The organism is Viridibacillus arenosi (assembly GCF_001955655.1).
GTDB lineage: Bacteria > Bacillota > Bacilli > Bacillales_A > Planococcaceae > Viridibacillus > Viridibacillus arenosi.
On record NZ_MSPW01000001.1, the window covers coordinates 761,469 to 782,585 of the forward strand.

Annotated in this window: 15 protein-coding genes, 1 tRNA gene and 1 pseudogene; 6 read left to right on the forward strand and 11 right to left on the reverse strand. The window is 34.8% G+C overall.

Translation table 11 applies throughout. From position 1 onward, the window contains the following. Positions 1 to 81 precede the first annotated feature (81 nt). From BK137_RS03720 to BK137_RS03745, 6 genes are all read right to left on the reverse strand, one after another. A complete protein-coding gene (locus BK137_RS03720; protein ID WP_038183490.1) occupies positions 82 to 1,167 on the reverse strand; it encodes an SDR family oxidoreductase in 1,086 nt (361 codons plus the stop codon). A 19-nt stretch (positions 1,168 to 1,186) separates the two neighbouring features. Next, positions 1,187 to 4,255, reverse strand: a complete 3,069-nt coding sequence (locus BK137_RS03725; protein ID WP_038183475.1) for an efflux RND transporter permease subunit — start codon at positions 4,253 to 4,255, stop codon at positions 1,187 to 1,189. Between the two features lie 271 nt (positions 4,256 to 4,526). Continuing rightward, positions 4,527 to 6,101, reverse strand: coding sequence for a peptide chain release factor 3 (locus BK137_RS03730; protein WP_038183472.1), 1,575 nt, complete (start codon positions 6,099 to 6,101; stop codon positions 4,527 to 4,529). Between the two features lie 246 nt (positions 6,102 to 6,347). Then, positions 6,348 to 8,225, reverse strand: a complete 1,878-nt coding sequence (locus tag BK137_RS03735; protein ID WP_051448677.1) for a muramidase family protein — start codon at positions 8,223 to 8,225, stop codon at positions 6,348 to 6,350. A 246-nt stretch (positions 8,226 to 8,471) separates the two neighbouring features. Beyond that, a complete protein-coding gene (locus BK137_RS03740) occupies positions 8,472 to 9,950 on the reverse strand; it encodes a UDP-N-acetylmuramoyl-L-alanyl-D-glutamate--2,6-diaminopimelate ligase (protein ID WP_038183469.1) in 1,479 nt (492 codons plus the stop codon). After that, the gene (locus tag BK137_RS03745; protein ID WP_038183467.1) at positions 9,950 to 11,017 is read right to left on the reverse strand and encodes a M42 family metallopeptidase; all 1,068 of its coding nucleotides are present in this window, start codon (positions 11,015 to 11,017) and stop codon (positions 9,950 to 9,952) included. Before BK137_RS03745 ends, BK137_RS03740 begins: the two co-directional genes overlap by 1 nt. A gap of 102 nt (positions 11,018 to 11,119) precedes the next feature. Here BK137_RS03745 and BK137_RS03750 point away from each other — a divergent pair, with 102 nt between their 5' ends. Continuing rightward, a complete protein-coding gene (locus BK137_RS03750) occupies positions 11,120 to 12,697 on the forward strand; it encodes a two-component system sensor histidine kinase NtrB (protein ID WP_038183464.1) in 1,578 nt (525 codons plus the stop codon). A 185-nt stretch (positions 12,698 to 12,882) separates the two neighbouring features. Here the strand turns inward: BK137_RS03750 and BK137_RS03755 are convergent, their stop codons facing one another. After that, positions 12,883 to 14,274: an aldehyde dehydrogenase gene (locus BK137_RS03755; RefSeq protein WP_038183461.1), complete on the reverse strand. Its 1,392-nt coding sequence runs from the start codon at positions 14,272 to 14,274 to the stop codon at positions 12,883 to 12,885. Positions 14,275 to 14,464: 190 nt separating this feature from the next. Here BK137_RS03755 and BK137_RS22190 point away from each other — a divergent pair, with 190 nt between their 5' ends. From BK137_RS22190 to BK137_RS03765, 3 genes are all read left to right on the forward strand, one after another. Then, positions 14,465 to 14,617 (forward strand): hypothetical protein, encoded by a 153-nt coding sequence (locus BK137_RS22190; protein WP_164491924.1) that lies wholly within the window; start codon positions 14,465 to 14,467, stop codon positions 14,615 to 14,617. A gap of 535 nt (positions 14,618 to 15,152) precedes the next feature. Continuing rightward, positions 15,153 to 17,321, forward strand: a complete 2,169-nt coding sequence (locus BK137_RS03760) for a YhgE/Pip domain-containing protein (protein ID WP_179078233.1) — start codon at positions 15,153 to 15,155, stop codon at positions 17,319 to 17,321. A gap of 136 nt (positions 17,322 to 17,457) precedes the next feature. Continuing rightward, a tRNA-Val gene (locus BK137_RS03765) sits at positions 17,458 to 17,530 on the forward strand. A 122-nt stretch (positions 17,531 to 17,652) separates the two neighbouring features. Here the strand turns inward: BK137_RS03765 and BK137_RS03770 are convergent. From BK137_RS03770 to BK137_RS22580, 3 genes and pseudogenes are all read right to left on the reverse strand, one after another. Next, positions 17,653 to 17,895, reverse strand: coding sequence for a tyrosine-type recombinase/integrase (locus BK137_RS03770; protein ID WP_412104687.1), 243 nt, complete (start codon positions 17,893 to 17,895; stop codon positions 17,653 to 17,655). A 92-nt stretch (positions 17,896 to 17,987) separates the two neighbouring features. Further along, positions 17,988 to 18,185 (reverse strand): site-specific integrase, encoded by a 198-nt coding sequence (locus BK137_RS03775; RefSeq protein WP_076034060.1) that lies wholly within the window; start codon positions 18,183 to 18,185, stop codon positions 17,988 to 17,990. Positions 18,186 to 18,324: 139 nt separating this feature from the next. Further along, positions 18,325 to 18,515, reverse strand: a pseudogene (locus BK137_RS22580) (RidA family protein); the annotation flags it as partial. An 80-nt stretch (positions 18,516 to 18,595) separates the two neighbouring features. On the opposite strand from BK137_RS22580, the gene BK137_RS03785 reads away from it, so the two are divergent. Beyond that, a complete protein-coding gene (locus tag BK137_RS03785; RefSeq protein WP_038183458.1) occupies positions 18,596 to 18,952 on the forward strand; it encodes a hypothetical protein in 357 nt (118 codons plus the stop codon). Between the two features lie 203 nt (positions 18,953 to 19,155). On the opposite strand, the gene BK137_RS21705 is transcribed toward BK137_RS03785, so the two are convergent. Beyond that, on the reverse strand, positions 19,156 to 19,296 hold the full coding sequence (locus BK137_RS21705; protein WP_425318989.1) for a zf-HC2 domain-containing protein: 141 nt from the start codon (positions 19,294 to 19,296) through the stop codon (positions 19,156 to 19,158). A 277-nt stretch (positions 19,297 to 19,573) separates the two neighbouring features. On the opposite strand from BK137_RS21705, the gene BK137_RS03800 reads away from it, so the two are divergent. Then, entirely contained in the window at positions 19,574 to 20,887 is a 1,314-nt protein-coding gene (locus BK137_RS03800) for a DUF2252 domain-containing protein (protein ID WP_038183455.1), read from the forward strand. Positions 20,888 to 21,117: the final 230 nt, after the last annotated feature.

A 21,117-nucleotide genomic window follows, 5' to 3' on the forward strand; every position in this document is an offset into this window, starting at 1 on the left:
CTCTATTATAACTGATTGAATTAAAGAAGTAAACTTTTTTTCGGCAAAAACTACTTTTTTACATTGAGATAGTTATTAGCTTTACTTAATTTGAATCTGAAAGACTTTGTTATTTTTATGTTCATTATAGAACTCTACCATCACAGGCATCGATTGAATGAAATCCTTACATTGAACAGCAGTACCCGCTAAAAGTTGCTCAGCTATCCTCGTATCAAATGATGCATTCCACGTTAAATAGTCTAGAGTCTCATACTCAACCCCCAGCGCCTTACGCACGGCTAGTATACTCATTGATTTTCTAGCGAGACTTAATGGAATACGACCTTTTGGCTTCTGACCAGTCATAGTAAGTACCATAGCACGATATATTTCTTGGACAGGATGCGGGTTTGGATCAGTCATATGCACCGTCTGTCCGATAGCTTCGTAAAGAGTACTCAAATAAACAACACCATTCGTTATATAATCTATAGGAACCACATTTAATCTGGCATTCGATTGACCAATATATGGAATAATCGGGAAACACTTTAATCGATCAATCATATTCAGAAAGAAATATGGACCGTCAAATTTAACTGTTTCTCCAGTTTGTGAATGTCCTCTCACGATACCAGGTCGAATAATTGTTACTGGTACAGTTGCCTTTAATTCTTCTACTAAAGTTTCTGCTTCGAATTTCGTTTCTTCATAGTAATTTTTAAAGCTAGTTGGGCGAATTAATTCTGTTTCTCTTAAAATTCCTTCACGGGTCCCCGCAACATATGCCGTACTAAAATACATATAACGTTGTATATTTTTAATTCGACTAACAAATTCATTTACCATTGAAGTGCCTTGAACATTTACTTTCCAAGCAACTTCTTTTGGTACCACTAAATCATAAATAGCAGCTAAATGCCAAACGACATCCACCTTATTCGTTAATTCTTCCAGTTGATCATTATTAATATCTAAATTTGGTAATGTAATGTCACCTATTATAATAGTTATTTGTTTATCCGGATACTCTTTTAATATGCACTCCGCTTCAGCTTCAGCACGGTGCTTCTCCGTTATTAATACCACCGCATACACTTTATCGTACAATTCTTGTTTAAAGGCTGTACGAACAATTTGACTAGCAATAAAACCAGGGAATCCTGTAAAAAAAACTGTAGCCATCCCATCCACCCCTTAATTATTATGCTTTTCTCTTTTTATGCAAAAAACGTGTTTCACGATCAAATAAACTGTAAACAATCGGGACAATATAAAGAGTTAAAAATGTAGAACTTACTAATCCACCGATTACGGCAATCCCCATTGGTTGATTCATTTCAGTTCCTTCACCTAAACCGATGGCTAAAGGTATTAATCCTAGAACAGTCGTTGAAGCAGTCATTAATATTGGTCTTAAACGATCTCTAGTAGAAGTAATAATGGCTTCATAAGATGGTACTCCAGCAGCTTTTCGCTGATTAATATAATCCACAAGTACAATACCATTATTCACTACAATTCCTACTAAAATAAGAATACCAATAATGGCAGTTACCCCGATCGGTGTATTCGTTAACACTAATGCAAGTGCCACACCAATAATCATTAATGGTACGGTGAACATAATGACAAAAGGATACTTAAACGATTCAAACTGAGCCGCCATTACGATGTAGACAAGTATCACTGCTAATACAATTGCTAACAGCATATCGTTAATTGATTCATCAAACAATTCACGATCTCCACTAAATTTAATCGATGTACTACCTGGAAGATGGAGCTCTTCAATTACTTTATCAATTTTTTCTCCTGCTCCAGTTAATGTTTGTGTTGACTTATACTTTAAAATAAATGCAACGGATGGCAGTTGGTCCGTACGTCTGATGGATACTGGCCCTTTTTTTACTTTCACTTCTGCTACATCCTGTAATTCAACAAAGTCGCCTGTAGCACTTCGCAATTGCAACTTTTTTAATTGCTCTATACTTTTTTTATATGCATCACCGTAGTTCACAACAACCGATTGTACATTATCTTCTTTTGTCAAAATTTGAGTTGCTGTGACGCCTTTTGTCATTTGTTGTACGGTTTGTGCAATTTGGGCGGGCACAAAACCTAATTGTGCGGCCTTCTGTTGTTTCACATTTACTTGTATTTCTTCAACTGTATTATTAAGATCATTTTCAACTTCGGTAATATCTGATATTCCCTCTATTTTCTTCTGAATATCCACCACTGCCTGATTAAGGCGCTTATGATTTGTGTCAGATACTCTAAATGTTAATGTATTAGGAGCAGAGCCAGATGCCGATTGCATATTAAAACTAACATCTGCCCTATTTCCTACTTCCTGTTGCACATCTTTTTGTAGATCATCTACAAATTCAAATACAGAGCGCTTCCGTTTATCAAGTGTTACTAATTTAACAGAAAGTTCCGCTTCATTCGATTTAGAATTCCCCCTCGATTGTGTTTGTTGATTCCCTCCGATGAGGCTAACGTAAACTGCAACGTCTTTTTCTTTTTTCAATCGCTCCTCTATTAATTGAACTACTTCTTCAGTTTTCGAAAGCGCGGAGCCATTTTGAAGTTTCACAGAAATTGAAAAGAACCCTTCATCAGTCGATGGCAAAAACTCCATGCCAGTACGGGTTAATCCAAAAATCGAAAGTACAAGTAAAAATAGAGTTACAGCAAGCACTAAGAATCTATGTCTTATCGCCCACTCAACAGAATTTTTAAATGCAGTATATCGTTTGGAATTGCTGCGCTTTTCTTCCGTATCTCCTGGCTTTATCTTCAACATATGGCCAGCGATCATCGGCACAACTGTGAGTGCAACGACTAAAGACGCAAATAAACTGAAAGAAATAGTCAAAGCAAATTCAGTGAAAATCTGACCAATTAATCCTGTTATAAAAATAACTGGTACAAACACGGCTACTGTCGTTAGGGTAGATGCAATAATTGCTATAGCTACTTCTTTCGTTCCTTCAGAAGCTGCTTGCTTTGATGATTTCCCCATCCCTAGATGGCGCTCAATATTCTCAATTACGACAATCGCGTTATCAACAAGCATGCCTATCCCTAAAGCAAGTGCTCCAAGTGTTAATATATTTAACGAAAAGTTGGCGAAATACATAAGAACGAATGTCACAATGACAGAATACGGAATTGCAACAGCTATGATAATAGGGCTACGAATGCCTCTTAAAAAGACAAATAGAACTAACATAGCAAAAATCCCCCCATAAATGAGCGATGAACCAATATTATCAATTGCTAACTTTACATAATCCCCCTGATCAAATAAAATATCAGCCTTAACTCCTTCATACTGCTTTTGGGTTAATAAAGTATTTAATGAAGTTTGGAAATTCTGTGAAACTTCCGCTGTATTAGCTCCCGATTCTTGTAAGACAGACATTAAGACAGCTGGATGCTCATTTGCCCTAGTAATCGTTGCAGTTGGTTGCTCAGCCACTTTTACACTTGCAATGTCTTGTAATTTTATTTCATCACCATTTAAAGGGTCCGTTTTTACAATAAGTGTTTTTATATCGTTTACTGAACTTAAAGTACTTAATACCCTCACTGTCAGTTGCTGTCCTTGACCCGTTTCAATCGGATCTCCAGGTAGTGAAACATTGTTACCTTGAATTATTTGTACAATATCTGCCTGGGTTAAACCATTGTTTGCAAGCCTGTCCTTATCTAATGTTATACGCATTTCTTCAATAAGAGTCCCTGAAATATTCACACTTGCAACGCCTTCAGTTCGTAGTATTTCTTTCTCTAGTTTTTCTGCTAAAATGCGGATATCTTGATTGTCACCAGTTGCTTGCAATGTCAGTTGAATAACTGGAAATTGAGCTGGATCAAACTTTAAAAATTGCGGACGATTAGCTTCAGACGGGATAGGCGTTTGATCTATACGCTGTAACACATCCGTTTGTATTTTATTAATATCTGCCGACCAATTGAATTCAAGCATCATAAAATTTGCACCCTCTTGAGAAGTCGATTGGATCGATTTAATTCCAGGCAGGGTTGATAATGTACTTTCTAAAGGTTTTGTTACCTTTTCATTTACTTCAGCTGGACTAGCTCCTGAATAATTTGTAACGACAACACCAATTGGCGGATTTAACTCAGGAATTAGAGTAACTGGGATTTTGAAAAAAGACACTGCGCCTAGAATAATCACGAGCAACATCGTAACTATCGTAAAAACTGGCCTCTTGATGGAAAAATCACTAATCTTCATTACGCTCCCTCCTTTTTACTCATTCTTTTAATCATATTGAATTATTACTTTAACTACAATTCTTTTCTGAAAATAATGATTTTTCTAAACTTTTATTAGCCTTGTATCATACATACTATTGACATGTTTAGTGTGAGTTAAATCTAATTGTGAAACTTTTAAAATTTATAGCGAAATAGACTATGAAGAAAAATCTATTTCATCATTACTATTTCTCAAACAAAACATAAAAAAAGCCGTCCTATCTAAGTAGGACGACTGCATGTAAAAATTATAATAAGCTATAAAGATCAATATTTTCGTTTTTATCTTGGAACCAGCGCATTGCGAATTCATTTTCGAATAGGAAGACAAGATTTTCATAACGATCGTGTACGAGCATGCTACGAGGACCTGTCATAGATTCTTTAACGTCAGCTTCATTTTGAATCCAGCGTGCTATTTTCGAGCCCATTGGTTCCATTCGAACATCTACGTTATATTCTGCTTTCATACGGTGTTCGAATACTTCAAATTGGAGTTGACCAACTGCTCCAAGTATTACTTCTTCTGTATGCAAAGTTTTGTAGTATTGGATAGCACCTTCTTGTACTAGTTGCAAGATACCCTTATGGAAGTGTTTTGATTTCATAACATTTTTCGCCGTTACTTTCATAAACAATTCAGGTGTAAATTGTGGTAGTCTTTCGAATTGGAATGTTTTTTTACCGCCAACAACGGTATCACCAATTTGATAGTTACCTGTATCATAAAGACCAATAATATCTCCAGCCACAGCTTTATCAACTGTTTCACGATCATCAGCTAAGAACTGAGTCGATTGTGTTACTTTAAATGATTTATTTGTACGTGATAAAGTCATGTTCATCCCACGTTCAAATTCTCCCGATACAATACGTACAAAGGCGATACGGTCACGGTGAGCAGGGTTCATATTTGCTTGAATTTTAAATACAAAACCTGAGAAATCTTTGTCTAAAGGATCGATGATTTGCTCATCTTCTGTTAGACGAGGTTGTGGTGTTGGAGCAAAATTCAAATATGTTTCTAAGAATGTTTGTACACCGAAGTTTGTTAAAGCTGAACCAAAGAATACAGGTGTTAACTCTCCTCTTGTTACACGTTCTGCTGAGAAGTCATTACCAGCTTCATTTAGAAGCATTATGTCTTCCATTGCCTGTGTGTAGTAAGATGTTTTCTTCATTTCATGTTCAACAGCTAACTCACCATCTTCATCAATTGGTAAGAATCGCTCATCTTCTTCTGTGCGGAATTGCTCAATTCGTTTGTTGTAGCGATCATAAATTCCTAAAAACTCTTTACCCATACCAATTGGCCAGTTCATAGCATAAGACTCAATACCAAGAACTTCTTCAAGTTCTTCCATCAATTCAAGTGGTTCTTTACCTTGGCGATCTAATTTATTGATAAATGTGAAGATAGGAATACCGCGCATACGACAAACTTTGAATAGTTTTAACGTTTGTGCCTCAATACCTTTTGCTGCATCCACAACCATTACAGCGCTATCTACTGCCATTAACGTACGGTACGTATCTTCCGAGAAATCCGAGTGCCCTGGTGTATCCAATATGTTGACACGGCGACCATCATAATCAAATTGCATAACTGAAGATGTTACTGAAATTCCACGTTGCTTTTCAATTTCCATCCAGTCAGAAGTTGCAAATTTACCTGTTTTTTTCGCTTTAACTGTACCTGCATCGCGAATTGCACCACCGAAGTACAAAAGCTTTTCTGTTATCGTTGTTTTACCAGCATCCGGGTGAGAGATGATGGCAAACGTACGACGAGATAATATATCTTGTTCAAGATTAGAACTCATTTTCCAGTCTCCTTCTATCCATTATGTTTCATCTTAAAACTAAAAATGTTAAGCCATACTGAACCGAATACAGTTGTCAATATAAGTTTTTCATTGACAAACTCTATTCGGTGAGCGTGACGTACAATTTATTTTTTTCTATTATTGTAGTCCATTCTCCATGCGCTTATCCTGTTATACATTCTTAACCCTACTATTATAACAAAAAAGAGCATACATAGTTAGCATGCTCTTATCTAGATTGTGTTATTTTTTGACGATTAGTGATTGTCCTACATAAATCAAATCCGATTTTAAATAGTTCCAGTTTTTTAAACTTGCTACTGATACACCGTATACTTTTCCAATTACAGATAATGAATCACCATATTGAACTATATATTTAGAGACTTTATTAGTAGACTGTGTATTTTCTTTTTCCTTTGTTACTTTTTGTTTAATAATTAGTTTTTGCCCGATTAATATTGTGTCAGATTTTAAATTATTCCAATTTTTTATATCCGAGATAGATACATTGTATACTTTGCTAATGGCAGATAAAGTATTACCCTTTTGCACTGTATAATACATGTTGGTGGAGGTCGCTTTGTTATTTGTTGACGTATTGTCACTATTAGTTGATTTGTCATTAGTAGCATTCGCCTTTTTGCTAACGATTATTTTCTGTCCTATATAAATCGTGTCGGATTTTAAATTATTCCAACTTTTCAACTTTGCTACTGTTGTATTGTATTTGATCGCGATGGCAGATAAAGTATTGCCTTTTTGTATTGTATAATATTTTGTTGTAGCTAGTTGATTACTTGAGTTTGTATTTCCCCCTTGAATTACATTTTCAACTTTTCCACTTTTGTTTACTATTAACTTTTGTCCTATATAAATTGTATCGGATTTTAAATTATTCCAACTTTTCAATTTCGCTACTGTTGTATTGTATTTGATCGCGATGGCAGATAAGGTATTACCTTTTTGTACTGTGTAATATTTATTTGTTGTTGTAGATTGATTATTTGAGTTTGTATTCTCTCCTAAACCTGCATTTTCTAATGTTTCACCTTTGCCAATTTTTAATTTTTGTCCTACATAAATCATATCGGATTTTAAATTATTCCACTTTTTTAGGTTTGCTACTGTTGTACTATATTTTTTTGCTATAGCAGATAGCGTGTTGCCTTTTTGTACTGTATAAAAGACCTCGTTTCCTAGTGAGCTATTAGAATCATTGTTATCTATTGGTTCATCTTTTGAAGAATCTTCTACAGATGTCGTAGTATCATAAGCTGTTAAATTATATGTTGAAATTAAGTTATTTAGTTTACTAGCATAAAGCGTGTCAGTAGCATATGTACCTGTTAAAGCACGAGTCGCATCTTGATAAGAATTCGTATTACTTTTCCATACTTTCATGTAACGAAAAGCATCCCAGGATACGCCGTTTCTAATTAAATTAACATAATCTTGCAACGACTGGGTGTGAGATGGATATTTTTTAAAGTTAGCCGAAATTTGATAGTAATTTCCTTTTCCATCATCTTCTAACGTTAGCATCTCTACAAAAGCTCCCTGATAATTACCTTTCATGCCAAATAAATTATAATTTGGCGCTGCACCTAAAGCACTTGTCCCATATGAGCTCTCAAGAACAGCTTGTGCAAGCATAACTGAAGCATATAAGTCATTTGTCTTTGCTAAAGTCCGAGCTATCGGTGCAATCGTTTGTATAAATGTTGATATATTACCACTACTATATGGTACAACTGTTTTTACAACAGTTTGTGGTGGTAAGATTCCTTCTACTTCATTTGTAACAGCATTTTGTTTTGTATTATTTGGTTCAGCATGTACTTTGTCAATTGTTTTATCTAAGGTATTTGATGTATCCATATCTTGTTCAGTTATGCCTATATCTTCTGAACTTTCAATTACAGGCGCTTCAGGTTCTTCAATAACAGGAGCTAATGGCTGATCATTTTTTGTAATTTTTTCGACTTTGGTATTTGTTTGCACTATTAGTCCTTTATCAGCATTTAAATCTGCCTTTGCAACTCCAGGCAAGGCTGATGTTCCAATCACTGCAGTCATTCCGACTACTAATAAACTTTTTGTTTTAATTTTTGTATCCATAATCAACGGTGCTATAAGATATTATCTTTTATACACCTTTCTCTCCCCCATCCCATCAATAATCATTTATACCCAAAATAAAATAAAAACATAAACCTTTTATATCCAACACCTACTATATTAATCGTTATAAAAAACTAGTTAACAACATATCATTATACCTACTTTTTGTTACGAGAAGATTAAAAAAACACTACAAATGTAATAAATAAATACATTTGTAGTGTTTTTATATTATAGTAAGCATTATTTAGTTGATGACTGGAATTTTTCACGCGCTGCTTCAAGCGCAATCTCTGCGTCACTATGGGGATATTTTGTATTCTCAATAATCTGATAATCTTCGTGACCTTTACCAGCGAAAATAATTATATCCCCTGCTTCAGCCACTTCTACAGCTTTTCTCACCGCTTCTGCACGATCACCGATACAAGCGTAGTGATTGTGTGCCATACCTTTTTCAAGGTCCGCTAAAATACTGTCATATTCTTCATATCGTGGATCATCTGTCGTTAAAATCACATAATCCGAAAGTGAAGCCATTTTCGCCATATCAGGTCGTTTAGATTTATCACGATTACCACCTGTACCAATGACAAAAATCATTTTATTTTTTTTATAAGGCATTGCTGCACTAATTGCTTTTTCAATAGCATCTGGAGTATGTGCGTAATCGACGAAAATTGAGATAGGTAAATCACCTGTTGGGATTCCTTGCATACGACCTTTTACAGATTCGATTGCTTCAACTTGTTCAATTATATCTTCAAGGACATAACCTCTAGCATATAAAGCGGCAGTAGCTGCTAGCACATTATAAATATTGAATTCTCCAAGTAAATGCATTTTAATAGGGAAAGTTCCTTCTGGGGTTTCCATATCAAAATAAGTCATGTGATTATGATATTGACAGTTAGCAGCTTTAAAAATGGCGTCATTTTTTATACCGTAAGTCCATATTGGATATGGTGTTAATTCTTGATATCTTTCTGACCATGGATCATCAGCATTTAAGACAGCATCCTTATCTTTTTCAAGGTCTTGTCCAAGTTGGGAGAAAAGCATACCTTTCGCATTTCCGTAGTTCTCCATCGTACCGTGGAAATCTAGGTGATCATGCGTTAGATTTGTGAAAATAGCGACATCAAAATCGACACCTGCTAAACGTCCCTCTACTAGTCCGTGTGAAGAAACTTCCATAATCATGCCTCGACAACCTTCAGCTGCTGCACGGAAAATCATTTGCTGTGTACTAAGGGCGTCACTTGTAGTGTTTGCAGATTCATACATGACACCATTCAGATTAAATCCGATTGTACCAGATAAAGCTGTTTTAATACCTAACCCATGAAGAATATCTCGAATTATAGATGTAACACTCGTTTTGCCATTTGTTCCCGTTACCCCAAACATTGTCATGTCTTTAGATGGATAATCGAAGAACTTCGCTGCAAGTAAACCCAGTGCACGACTAGTATTATTTACGATTACTTGTGCTACATCACCTTCAAGCTCTAACTTGTGGTCTGCCACAATAATAATAGCACCATTTTCAACAGCTTTTTGTGCATAGTCATGACCATCTACTGTGTAACCTTTAATGCAGACGAACACACTTTTCGGTTGTACACCACGAGAATCAATCGCAATATCTTTAATATTCTCTGGTAGTTGACCTATTACTTTTTTTATTGGTAAACATTGTAGTAATTCGGTGGCTTGCATTATTCTGCCTCCTGTTCATCAATCATTGGAGATTTGATGTATGCTAATAATAAATTTGTTGTATGTCTAAGTGAATCGATATGTGTACGTTCATAAGCATGAGATGCTTCAATTCCAGGTCCAAATAATGCATGTCGCACATCAGCACCTGCTCTAATCGCAGCTGAAGCATCTGAACCGTAGTATGGATAAATATCTAATTTATAATCTATGTGATTGTCTTTAGCAAGTGCTACAAGCTGTCTAGTTAATGCGTAATGATATGGACCACTTGAATCTTTTGCACAGATAGAAACAGTATATTCATCAGATGCTTGTCCATCACCGATAGCTCCCATATCTACAGCAATATATTCAACCGTTTGAAGAGGAATGTTAGAGTTTCCTCCATAACCTATTTCTTCATTATTAGAAATATAGAAATGCGTTGTATATGGTAATTCAATTTTTTCTGTAGTTATTTTTTCTAGTAATTTTAATAATAAAGTTGTGCTCGCTTTGTCATCTAAATGACGTGATTTTATAAACCCACTCTCAGTAAATTCAAAACGTGGATCAAAAGATACGAAATCCCCTACTTCAATGCCTTTAGTGCGAATCTCGCTAGAACTAAATACTTTTTCATCGAGGCGAACTTCGATGTGCTCTTCATTACGAGGTAGTTTCCCTGCTTCACGATAAACATGTACTGTCGTTTCATGCATTAGAATCGTACCTCTTATTTTATCACCTTTAGCTGTATGAATTGTACAATATTCACCTTCTACAGCATTCCAGTTGAATCCTCCTACCATAGACAATTTCAAACGTCCATTTTCTTTCACTTCTTTTACCATAGCACCTAAAGTATCTGTGTGAGCTGTTAAGAGGCGATGTCTAGAATCATCTTTACCTAATATAGTTGCAATTATTGCACCTTTATTTGTTTTTTTATAAGATATACCCAGCTTTTCTAGTAGGCTAGACATATATTTCATAATGTCCTCTGTAAAGCCAGATGGACTAGCAATATTCACTAATTCCTTCAGTAATTCAACCGTTTCTCGTTCTTTAAAATCGCTTGTCAAATTGAAAGCCTCCCTTATTCTTTTCATCATATCAAAATATGACATTTTACGACAACGCTAAATCATGTATGATGGTATTATAACCAAATTCGAGGTGTCTTTATGAAGCACTCTACTATTTTACGTAAAAGAAATCAATTTGTACTGTTTTTATTTACAACTGGGATCATTATTCATGCCATTATTAGTAGCATCCATTTGATAAATTATGATGTACCTTTCCCCCTTACGGCAAGCATTTATTGTGCCATTTTACTTATTTGTTCGGCACTGCAGATAAATGAATATGTAATGAAGATATTATTAATTATCGGATTGAATGGTTCCATCATATTATTAATAATGCAAACTAATTATATTTATTTCTTAGTATTTCTTATTCTACTACTTTTTCTACTAGCTATATATCAATCACTTTGGATTAATTTATCGATGTTTATCGTTACTATCATTCAGCTTGTTTTTCTAATAGAATATCGCTACACAATTTTCCGTAATTCTATAACTGATACAGATATTGCTCTTTTTACTATAATCTTATTTACTGTCGCTATTATCGGTTTTATGCAAACAGTTTATATCAATAATTCTTGGAAAAATATGGAGAATCATTCAGACTCCTTAGAGAAGGCATTCTTATCAAAGGAAGCTTATTTAAATTTATTTTTTGAAAATGCAAAAGACAGTATAGCTGTTTTTGATTTAGAGAATAAAATCATTACGGTTAATCCCGCATTCGAGAAACTCTATGGATGGAAAAAGAGAGAATGTATTGGAAAAGCTGTTCCTTTAGTAGCTCCAGAGTATATAAACTTAGCAAAAGAACGATGCAATCACTTATTGAGTGGTGGGAGCTTCGATATGCTTGAATCAAAAGATATGAGAAAAGACGGCACTTATTTCGATGCACAAATGACGTTATCTCCTATTTATGATTATAATGGCAAAATTATAGCTACATCAGTTATTACGCGTGATATTTCATATAAAAAAGAAGCTGAAAAACTAATCATTCAATCGGAAAAGTTAAAGGCGATAGGAGAAATAGCTGCAGGTGTCGCACACGAAGTACGAAATCCACTAACTGTTATTTCTGGTTTTGTCCAAATGATGAAAAACGATAAAAATTCACCATATGCATTTTATATAAATTTAATTGATGAAGAAATTGATCGCATTAACTTAATTATAAGTGAGTTTTTAGTTCTTTCAAAACCTCATGCTATGCAACCAAAAGTATTCCAAATCGATAAAATCATCTCAGATATTCTGACTTTACATTTGCCTGAATTACAATTAAAAAACATTGAACTCATTCAGAATTGGAACACCAATAATATGATGATCAAAGGTGACGCCAACCAAATTAAACAAGTTTTTATTAATATTATAAAAAATGCAGTAGAAGCGATTGAAAAAGAAGGTAACATTAGCGTTACTATTGAAAAAACAGCCAAACAATTTTGTAGTATCTGTTTTACTGACGATGGGGGTGGCATGGAAAAAGAAGTTGTTGAACATATTTTCAAACCCTTTTATACGACAAAAGCAGAGGGTACTGGTCTTGGAATGATGATTACAGAGAAAATTATTCAAGAACACGAAGGTCAAATTACAATTGATAGTGAATACGGTAAAGGTACTAGTATTACGATTAAGCTACCTTGCGTTGACGTTTAATTTACATAAAACAGCATTTCTATTGGTTATAAGCCTTTAGAAATGCTTTTTCTTTTATCAATTAATTCCACTAATAGAACAAACAGAATACAGTCACGCTGAGTTTTAATAATCTCAATCTTTACAGAAAAGATAAGAACACCTATCAGTCAGTAAAATCGACTAATAGACGCTCTTTGCCACTCTTATCTTAAAATGGTTTTTACTAATTTCACCTTCTGTTTATACGGTGGGAATAATAAATTATTTGCCAGCTTCGTTGACTTTTTCAAAATAGATTTTGGATGTGTAAAGCATTCAAAGCTTGCCTTACCATGATAAGCATTAACGCCTGAATTGCCTACTCCACCAAATGGTAAATAAACACTTGCTACATGAGTTACTGTATCATTCACACAACCACCACCAAACGGTAATTCATCGAGGAAATATTGAATCGCTTTCTCTGTTTCCGAGAAAAAGTATGCCGCTAATGGTTTTGGATATTGTCTAATTTGTTGAATAGCTACTCGCAAATCATCGTAAACGATAATCGGTAAAATCGGCCCAAATAATTCATCTTCCATAGAAGAGCTATTCCACGTAATATTTTGTAGAACAGTCGGCTCAATATATAAATCATCACGATCATAGTTACCACCAAATAATACTTGGCTCTGCTCACGCTCTATTATACTCTGCAAGCGATCAAATTGACGCTCATTAATAATACGGCCATAATCTGGACTGTCTTGCGCATCTTTGCCGTAAAATTTTTGAAGAGTCTTTTTCAGTATACGAATAAAAGGTACTTTTACTGACTCATGCACTAATACATAGTCCGGTGCGACACATGTTTGACCAGCATTTGTAAATTTCCCCCATGCAATACGCTTCACAGCCACTTCTAAATTCGCTGTTTGATCAACAATTGCAGGACTTTTCCCACCTAGTTCAAGCGTATGTGGCGTTAAGCGTTCTGCTGCTGCTTTCGCAATGATTTTCCCAACAGCTACACTTCCAGTAAAGAAAATATAATCAAACGAAGCATGTATCAAAGCAGTTGTTTCTTCCTTTTCTCCTTCCACAATACGCACATAATTTTCTTGGAACGTTTCTTGTATTATTTTTTTTATAATTTCAGCAGTATGTACAGATGCTTCAGAAGGTTTTACAATTGCTGTATTACCACCAATAATTGCCCCGATTAAAGGTTCCATTACTAACTGGAATGGATAATTAAATGGTCCAATAATAAGTACAGTCCCATATGGTTCTCGAACGATAAAACTTTTCCCTGGTTGGAAATGCAGTGGCGTTGGCACAGATACTGGCTGTAACCATTCTTCTAAATACTTTTGCATATAGCTTATACTATCTAGTACAATCCCTACTTCAGTGGAGTAAGCTTCGAATTCACTTTTTCTTAAATCTTTGTGCAGTGCTTGTAAAATTTCTTTTTCATGACTGACAATTGCAACTTTTAACTTTTTTAATTGTTCTTTACGGAATGCCAAGCTTTTTGTAGCACCTGAAAAGAAAAATTTCCGTTGTGCTGAAATCATCGTTTCTACATCTTGGGTATTAAAATTAGCCATTAATAAACCTCCAATTTATCGAAATATTTATCTAATTTTGTTCATAAGCTTGCATAAATACATTGTGATTTATCCATAATAAAAGTGTTACATAATTTCATAAGAAAAAGAGCCTTATCTGACTCAAATTGTACCATTTTCAAGAAGGTTGCTGTCAAATGTTGAAGACTTCTAAAAGGGGGAATGTTACATGTTGAAAACAGAAACATGGTGGGAATCAATTTTCACAGGGCCATTAGCACATGGCATACATCCGCAAAAACAAGAGGAATTAGAGGACGAATCTTTTTTATTTTTCCAGTATAATGATACAGCCTCGGAAGAAAATGATCAGCCATCTTGAATGAAGTGTAGCAAAGTGAGCTGTCTGAATTAAAAGGACAGCTCCTACTTTATAGATATATTTCTTAAACAACTATTTAAATAAAGGTCTTAATAACAATCTAGCTACTACAACAACGTATGTATAATAATAGCCTACCCAAACTGTAATTGGTATAGACATCTATTTGTCAAATTTTAATTCTTTTCATTAGATTCAATTAATATCCGTTTACTACCTCGCCATGTCCTTCACATAGTAGAAAATTATTTGCCACTACTTCACTAATTTCATCTCATATTCAACTATCCACCACCTACAATTACCATGAATCTCGCCTTAAAATATCGTTCTTTTACACTTCTCCTACTCTACTTATAAAATCACATGTCATTTTAATCTTATTACACTAAACTCCCAGCTCCTTATTTCCCTATTTTAAACCAAAAACCTATAGACATTTTCAAATTTATCGCTAGAACCTTTTCAAAAGGGGTATGCAATTATAAAGAGATATTATTCTCACTCTTTTTCTTTTTAACATAGGAGGACGGACATGAAAAATATATGGGAAATTTATAAGCGGGATATTAAAAGTATTTTCTCTAACTGGGTAGCCGCAGTAATATTAGGCGGGCTTATTATTTTGCCTTCATTATATGCATGGTTGAACATTGCAGCTTCATGGGATCCTTATGCGAAAACTTCTCAAATTCCCGTCGGCATTGTAAATGAAGATGGTGGTGCAAAGATACAAAGTCAACATATTGATGCTGGAGAAGAGCTCGTTGCTACGTTACATAAAAATAATGATATGGACTGGCAATTTACAAATCGTAAAACAGCAATGGAAAAAGTTCGAAACGGTGATTTTTTTGCGGTAATCATCATTCCAGAGAATTTCTCTAAAGAGCTCGCTACAGTTGTATCAGATAAGCCACGAAAAGCGGAAATAGAATATTATGTAAATGAAAAAATCAACTCAATTGCTCCAAAGATTACAAGTAAAGGTGCAAGTGTACTTGCTGAAGAAATGAGTAGTAAATTTATTGGCACAGTAAACGGTACAATCTTTGAGATGTTCAATCGAATTGGAATAGAAATGCAAAACAATTTGCCAGATATCGAAAAATTTAAAAATTATGTTTTTACATTAGAAAAAGATTTGCCGGGCATTCATACAGAATTGAAGAAAGCACAAAAAGATGCTAATTCTGCAAGTACTATGATTGGCGATGCTCAAAATGAATTTCCACAAGTAAAAAAACTAACAGAAGATGGACTAAATACAATTGAGAACACATTAACCTTCTTGACACAAGCTGAAGGTCGCCTTAATGATATGAATCCAAAAATTAAAGAAGATTTACAAACTGTCCAAAAAATTTCTACTGATGCAAATACATTGTTAAAACAACTACAAAATACTAAGATTGATTTTACTGAGGTAAATAATGCAAAAGAAACGTTAGACAATCAGGTTACGTCTGCCATTGATAAAGTATCTAAAGTTGAACAAGCATTGGCAGATCTAAAGCAATTCAACGATGAAAATAACATTCAAGACCAATCACAACTACTCACGTCGGCAATTGAACGTACAAAAAATTTAAAGGCTTTATTAGTAGAAGCACAAACAAATGCCCGCAATATTAACGACGTACTTGCTGGTAAAGAACAAGATGTTGCTGATGCAGTCAACTCAATACAAACTATTGCACAAAACACTTCTGTCGAGCTCGACAGCTTCATCAAAGAATATACTCAATCTATTGAACCAACTGTTTTTAAAGCTATTAATGATGCCCAAAACACGTTATCTACTGCAAAGAATAAGCTAACTATAATCCAAACTCAATTACCCGAAGTTGTGCGTATCATTAATAATACCGATGGCTATATCTCAGAGGCGAAATCTGGCCTCAATACAGCTCTCGGACAATATCCTTATGTGAATACCAAGGTTAAAGAACTTGCTAATAAAATCCGGGACTTCGAAAAAGAAACGGATTTAAATAGCGTCATTCAATTACTTATCAACGATCCAAATGCGGAGAAATCATTTTTTGAGCAGCCTATTAAGCTAAACGAAAATGCCCTCTTCCCAATCAAAAATTACGGAACAGGTATGACACCTTTCTACACTGTTTTATCCATTTGGGTTGGTTGCCTACTTTTAATTTCACTACTTTCAGTAGGAGCGAAAAATGAAGAAGATTTTACCACCCGCCAAATATACTTCGGAAAACTACTCACATTTTGGACCATTGGCATACTCCAAACACTTATCATTACTATGGGTGACCTTTTCATTCTTAAAGTGTCTGCACATAACCCTGTATGGTTCGTCCTATTTTGCCTATTCATCAGTCTCGTATTTATGAGCATTGTCTACACTTTAGTATCGGTTTTCGGAGATGTTGGAAAAGCACTCGCAATCGTTCTTCTTGTACTTCAGCTAGCAGGCTCAGGCGGTACTTATCCCGTTGTTTTACTACCGAAGTTCTTCCAGGTGATTAACCCATACTTACCTTTCACATACGCTATAGGAATGGCTCGAGAAGCTATAGGCGGAATCATTTGGAATAAAATATTAGTGGATGTCATAGTACTTGGCATAGTTCTCATAATAGTTCTGTTATTCGGCGCCATTCTCAAAAAACGTTTAAATGTCATTACATCGCGTATGCTACTTAAATCCAGAAAATCTGGGTTATTTCACTAAAAAGAGGCTAGTTAGGTTATGTTGACCAAACTAGCCTCTTCTATTTTATTGATGAAAACAATGATTGACTTTTACTGTTTGGCATCTTATGATATTAAGTAATTATTACATAAATTTACGAATTAGAATTTCTCCCGATTCCTTAGCTCAGCTGGGAGAGCGCCACCTTGACAGGGTGGAGGTCGCTGGTTCGAACCCAGTAGGAATCATCTTCTGAATAAGCCCTCAAACGTTGATATATCAATGTTTGAGGGCTTATTCTTTTCACAATAATTCCACAACACACCTCAACATTTCTAATTTGTCCGCAGTTTGTCCACAGGATTATTCCTCACCATTTATCGTTACTATCAATGGCATTGTGTAAAATATCTGCAATACCGTCATCGGAATTTGGTAATAAATGTGCATAAAAATCTAATGTAATTTTAGGATTTCCATGACCCAATCGACTAGAGATTATTACAATATCTACACCTTCAGAAATAAGAATAGATGCTTGTGTGTGCCTAATATCATGGAATCGAATATCTGATACGCCTGCTCTTTTTATAATTTGCTTCATTACACGAATAACATTTCGCGAATCTTAAAGGTTTCAGTATTTGTACAAATCATCAAGTCATAATCTTTGTACATTTCCCCCACTAGTTCTTTCCAGTCATCTTAAATTTTCTCTTGAATACTTAATTCATTTAGAACAAAGTCTGGAATAGGAATTTGCCGTATGGCATTCTTCGTTTTAGGAGCTGTATACATATAACCTTCTTCAGGAATAGAAACTAACGACCGATTAACGTGGATAGTTTTTTTATTGAAATCAATGTCGCTCCATGTTAAACCTAAAATTTCTCCTCGCCTCAAATCACTACAACATAAATGCTAAAAATACCATCTTGTTCAACTAACCTACCCCTTTAGTTGAATAAGAAAAAAGAGCGGTCTGAACAGCTCAACAATCTTCTACTAAAGCACCTGTTAGTTCATTAAGGGGTATATAGTATTATTCAACCTCTTTACACGCCCAAGCATCAATTTCAACTTTAAAAGCAGGTTCAGCTAAAGGAAATACATAAACCATTGTTGTACACGGAAGGTGTTCACCAAGAAAATCACTTATAATTTTCTTCTTTGAATAGCTTCTAAGTCACCAACTAAATAAAATACTAACTTCGTTAAATCATTAACTTTCATTTCATTACCTCACTGTCCATACAACTTTTTTAAAGCGACATATCATAAGTAATAGGTAAAATGAAAGGAGGTTGATAGACATGACATGTAAAAACTTCAATCACAGCTGCCCTGATAGACCACAAGAGGAAACATTAACTTTCTCAAATTGTACTCCAGTTTCAGGTTCAAATCCCCCTACTAGTCTGAACACAATTTTACACGTAGATGATGAGATTACAGCTGTAGTTGCTTTTTCCCTTGAAAATACTGGGGATAATGACATCCATTTAACAGTAACATTCAGTGATGGCGACCCTGCTTTCACTAATACAGTTGAAGTTGGTTCTTCGTTAGCAGGCGTTTTTGCTAATGTTAGAGAAATCACAATTCATAGTGATGGATCACCGATAACTGGCATTTTCAAATACCAAATCACTTATACTTTCGACGTATAAGTAAAGAAAAATGCCCGACTGTTGGACTACCGTCCTTCAGCCGGGTTTTCTTAATTAAAAGTCAACTTTTTTGCCGCTACTATATCTTTATATCTTTTTCATCGAAAAAAATGAACGTATTTTTTCAATATTAATTATTCTATACTTTCTTCGCCTAACTAGCCCCGTTAGTTGAAGAAGAAAAAAAGAGCGGTCTGAACAGCTCAACAATCTTCCACTGATAATTTAATATCAGCTTGAATGCTGTCTAATTCTATTTTACAAATTTCACACTCGACAAGGTGTTCTTCTACCATTCTTTTGCTATCATCACTGCATACGTTGTCATAATACAATGGAAGCAAATCTTTAACTATTTCACATGATACTTTACTCCATTCTAGTCCTCCTTCAGCAAGTCTTGAATTTTACGTTTTGCTCGGTGAAATGTGACTCTCGCCCAACTTTCTATTCTCTCGAAAAGTTCACTAATTTGTTTAAAGGAAAGTTCTCCAAATACTTTATACGTGCTTCCATATAAAAAAACACATCTACTCAATGGATAGATCAATAGCGTGGAAGTTATAAATAAAGTAAACTATTTATAAAGTAAAATTTATACAATTAGGGAGAGAGAAACTGATGGTGAACCTTGGAGAACGTGTCGAGCAAACGAAACGTGATTTACGAATGGAGACTCTAAAGAAAATATTAGTAGAATTTGATCAAAAAATTATGGGGCATACAGAAGAAAATCGCCAGTCAAAGTATGAGAAAATGAAACAAAGTCCGTTTGTTTTTTTCCGTGGCAGTGCATATTTATTTTATTATGATGTAACAAATCATTGGTTTCCATATCATACGTTAGAGAGCAGGCCTACATGGATTCAAGGGGATTTGCATTTTGAGAATTTTGGTGCATTTCACAATGAAGAAGGGAAGCTAGTATTTGATATTAATGATTTTGATGAAGGTTACTTAGGTTCTTATTTATATGATTTATTGCGCATGTCTGTTAGTGTCGTGCTTGTTTGTCGTCAATTAGGTTATGAAGTAAACAAGCAGATTGACGTGGTAGAAGCATACCTGCAAACGTATCATAAACAAATGTCGCGATTTCAGACCCGCAAAGATTTACCAAATACTTTTTTTGTGACAAAGAAAAAAGCAAACGGAGCGATTCACAAGTTATTAAAAAAGCTAGAAAAAAGAAGTGAGGCACATTTATTAGGTAAGGTTACTTCCAATTTTCAATCAGAGCGACAGTTTGTGGAATCAGATGAGATTCAACGATTAAGCGATGCGGCGAGAGCAGAGATTGAAAAAGTTTGGCCTCAATATTTAGAAACCGTAGAAAAGATGAATGATGAAACGAAGTACCGTATTAAAGATATTGCGATTAAGCATGGATCAGGAACAGCCTCCATCGGATTAGATCGTTTTTATATTTTAATAGAAGGTGGACAACAAAAAGAGGATTTAGATGATGTAATCTTAGAGATGAAAGAGGTTAGGGTACCAATTCCTGCTTATTTTATGCCGTATAATAAAGAGTTTTGGGAAACTTTTTCATATCAAGGGCAACGCGTGATTATGACACAACGAGCAATGCATCATCAAGCGGATCCTCATTTAGGAAATGTGACGATAGATAACCGTGATTTTTACATACGCGAACGTTCTCCGTACAAAAAGAAATTAAAACTAGAAATGATGAAAAGTCATGAGGACATGATAGAGACCGTTGAACAAATGGGACGAATAACAGCAAAAGTCCATGCTCGGGCAGATGCGGATATTAATGAAGGTATCCTACCTTATCATAGTGAAGACGAGATATTAAAAGCAATTGGTGATGATGTTGACGGATTTGTTCATTACCTTTCACACTGGGCCATTTCATACGCGAACCAAGTAGAGCAGGATTATAAATTCTTTATGGAGTATAAGAAATAATTGGGTTAATCACCAAAAGTAGTGGTGACAAAATTAAAAAGCTAATGGTTAAAAAATACCATAACAATTAAAGATTTAATTTCTTCTTCAACTAACCTGCCCCTTTAGTTGAAGAAGAAAAAAGAGCTGTCTGAACAGCTCAACTATCTTCTACCAAAGCACCCGTTAGTTCAATAAGACTCTTATTATAGTTTCGTAACTAATACCCTATGGAAGAAAAAATATGCTAA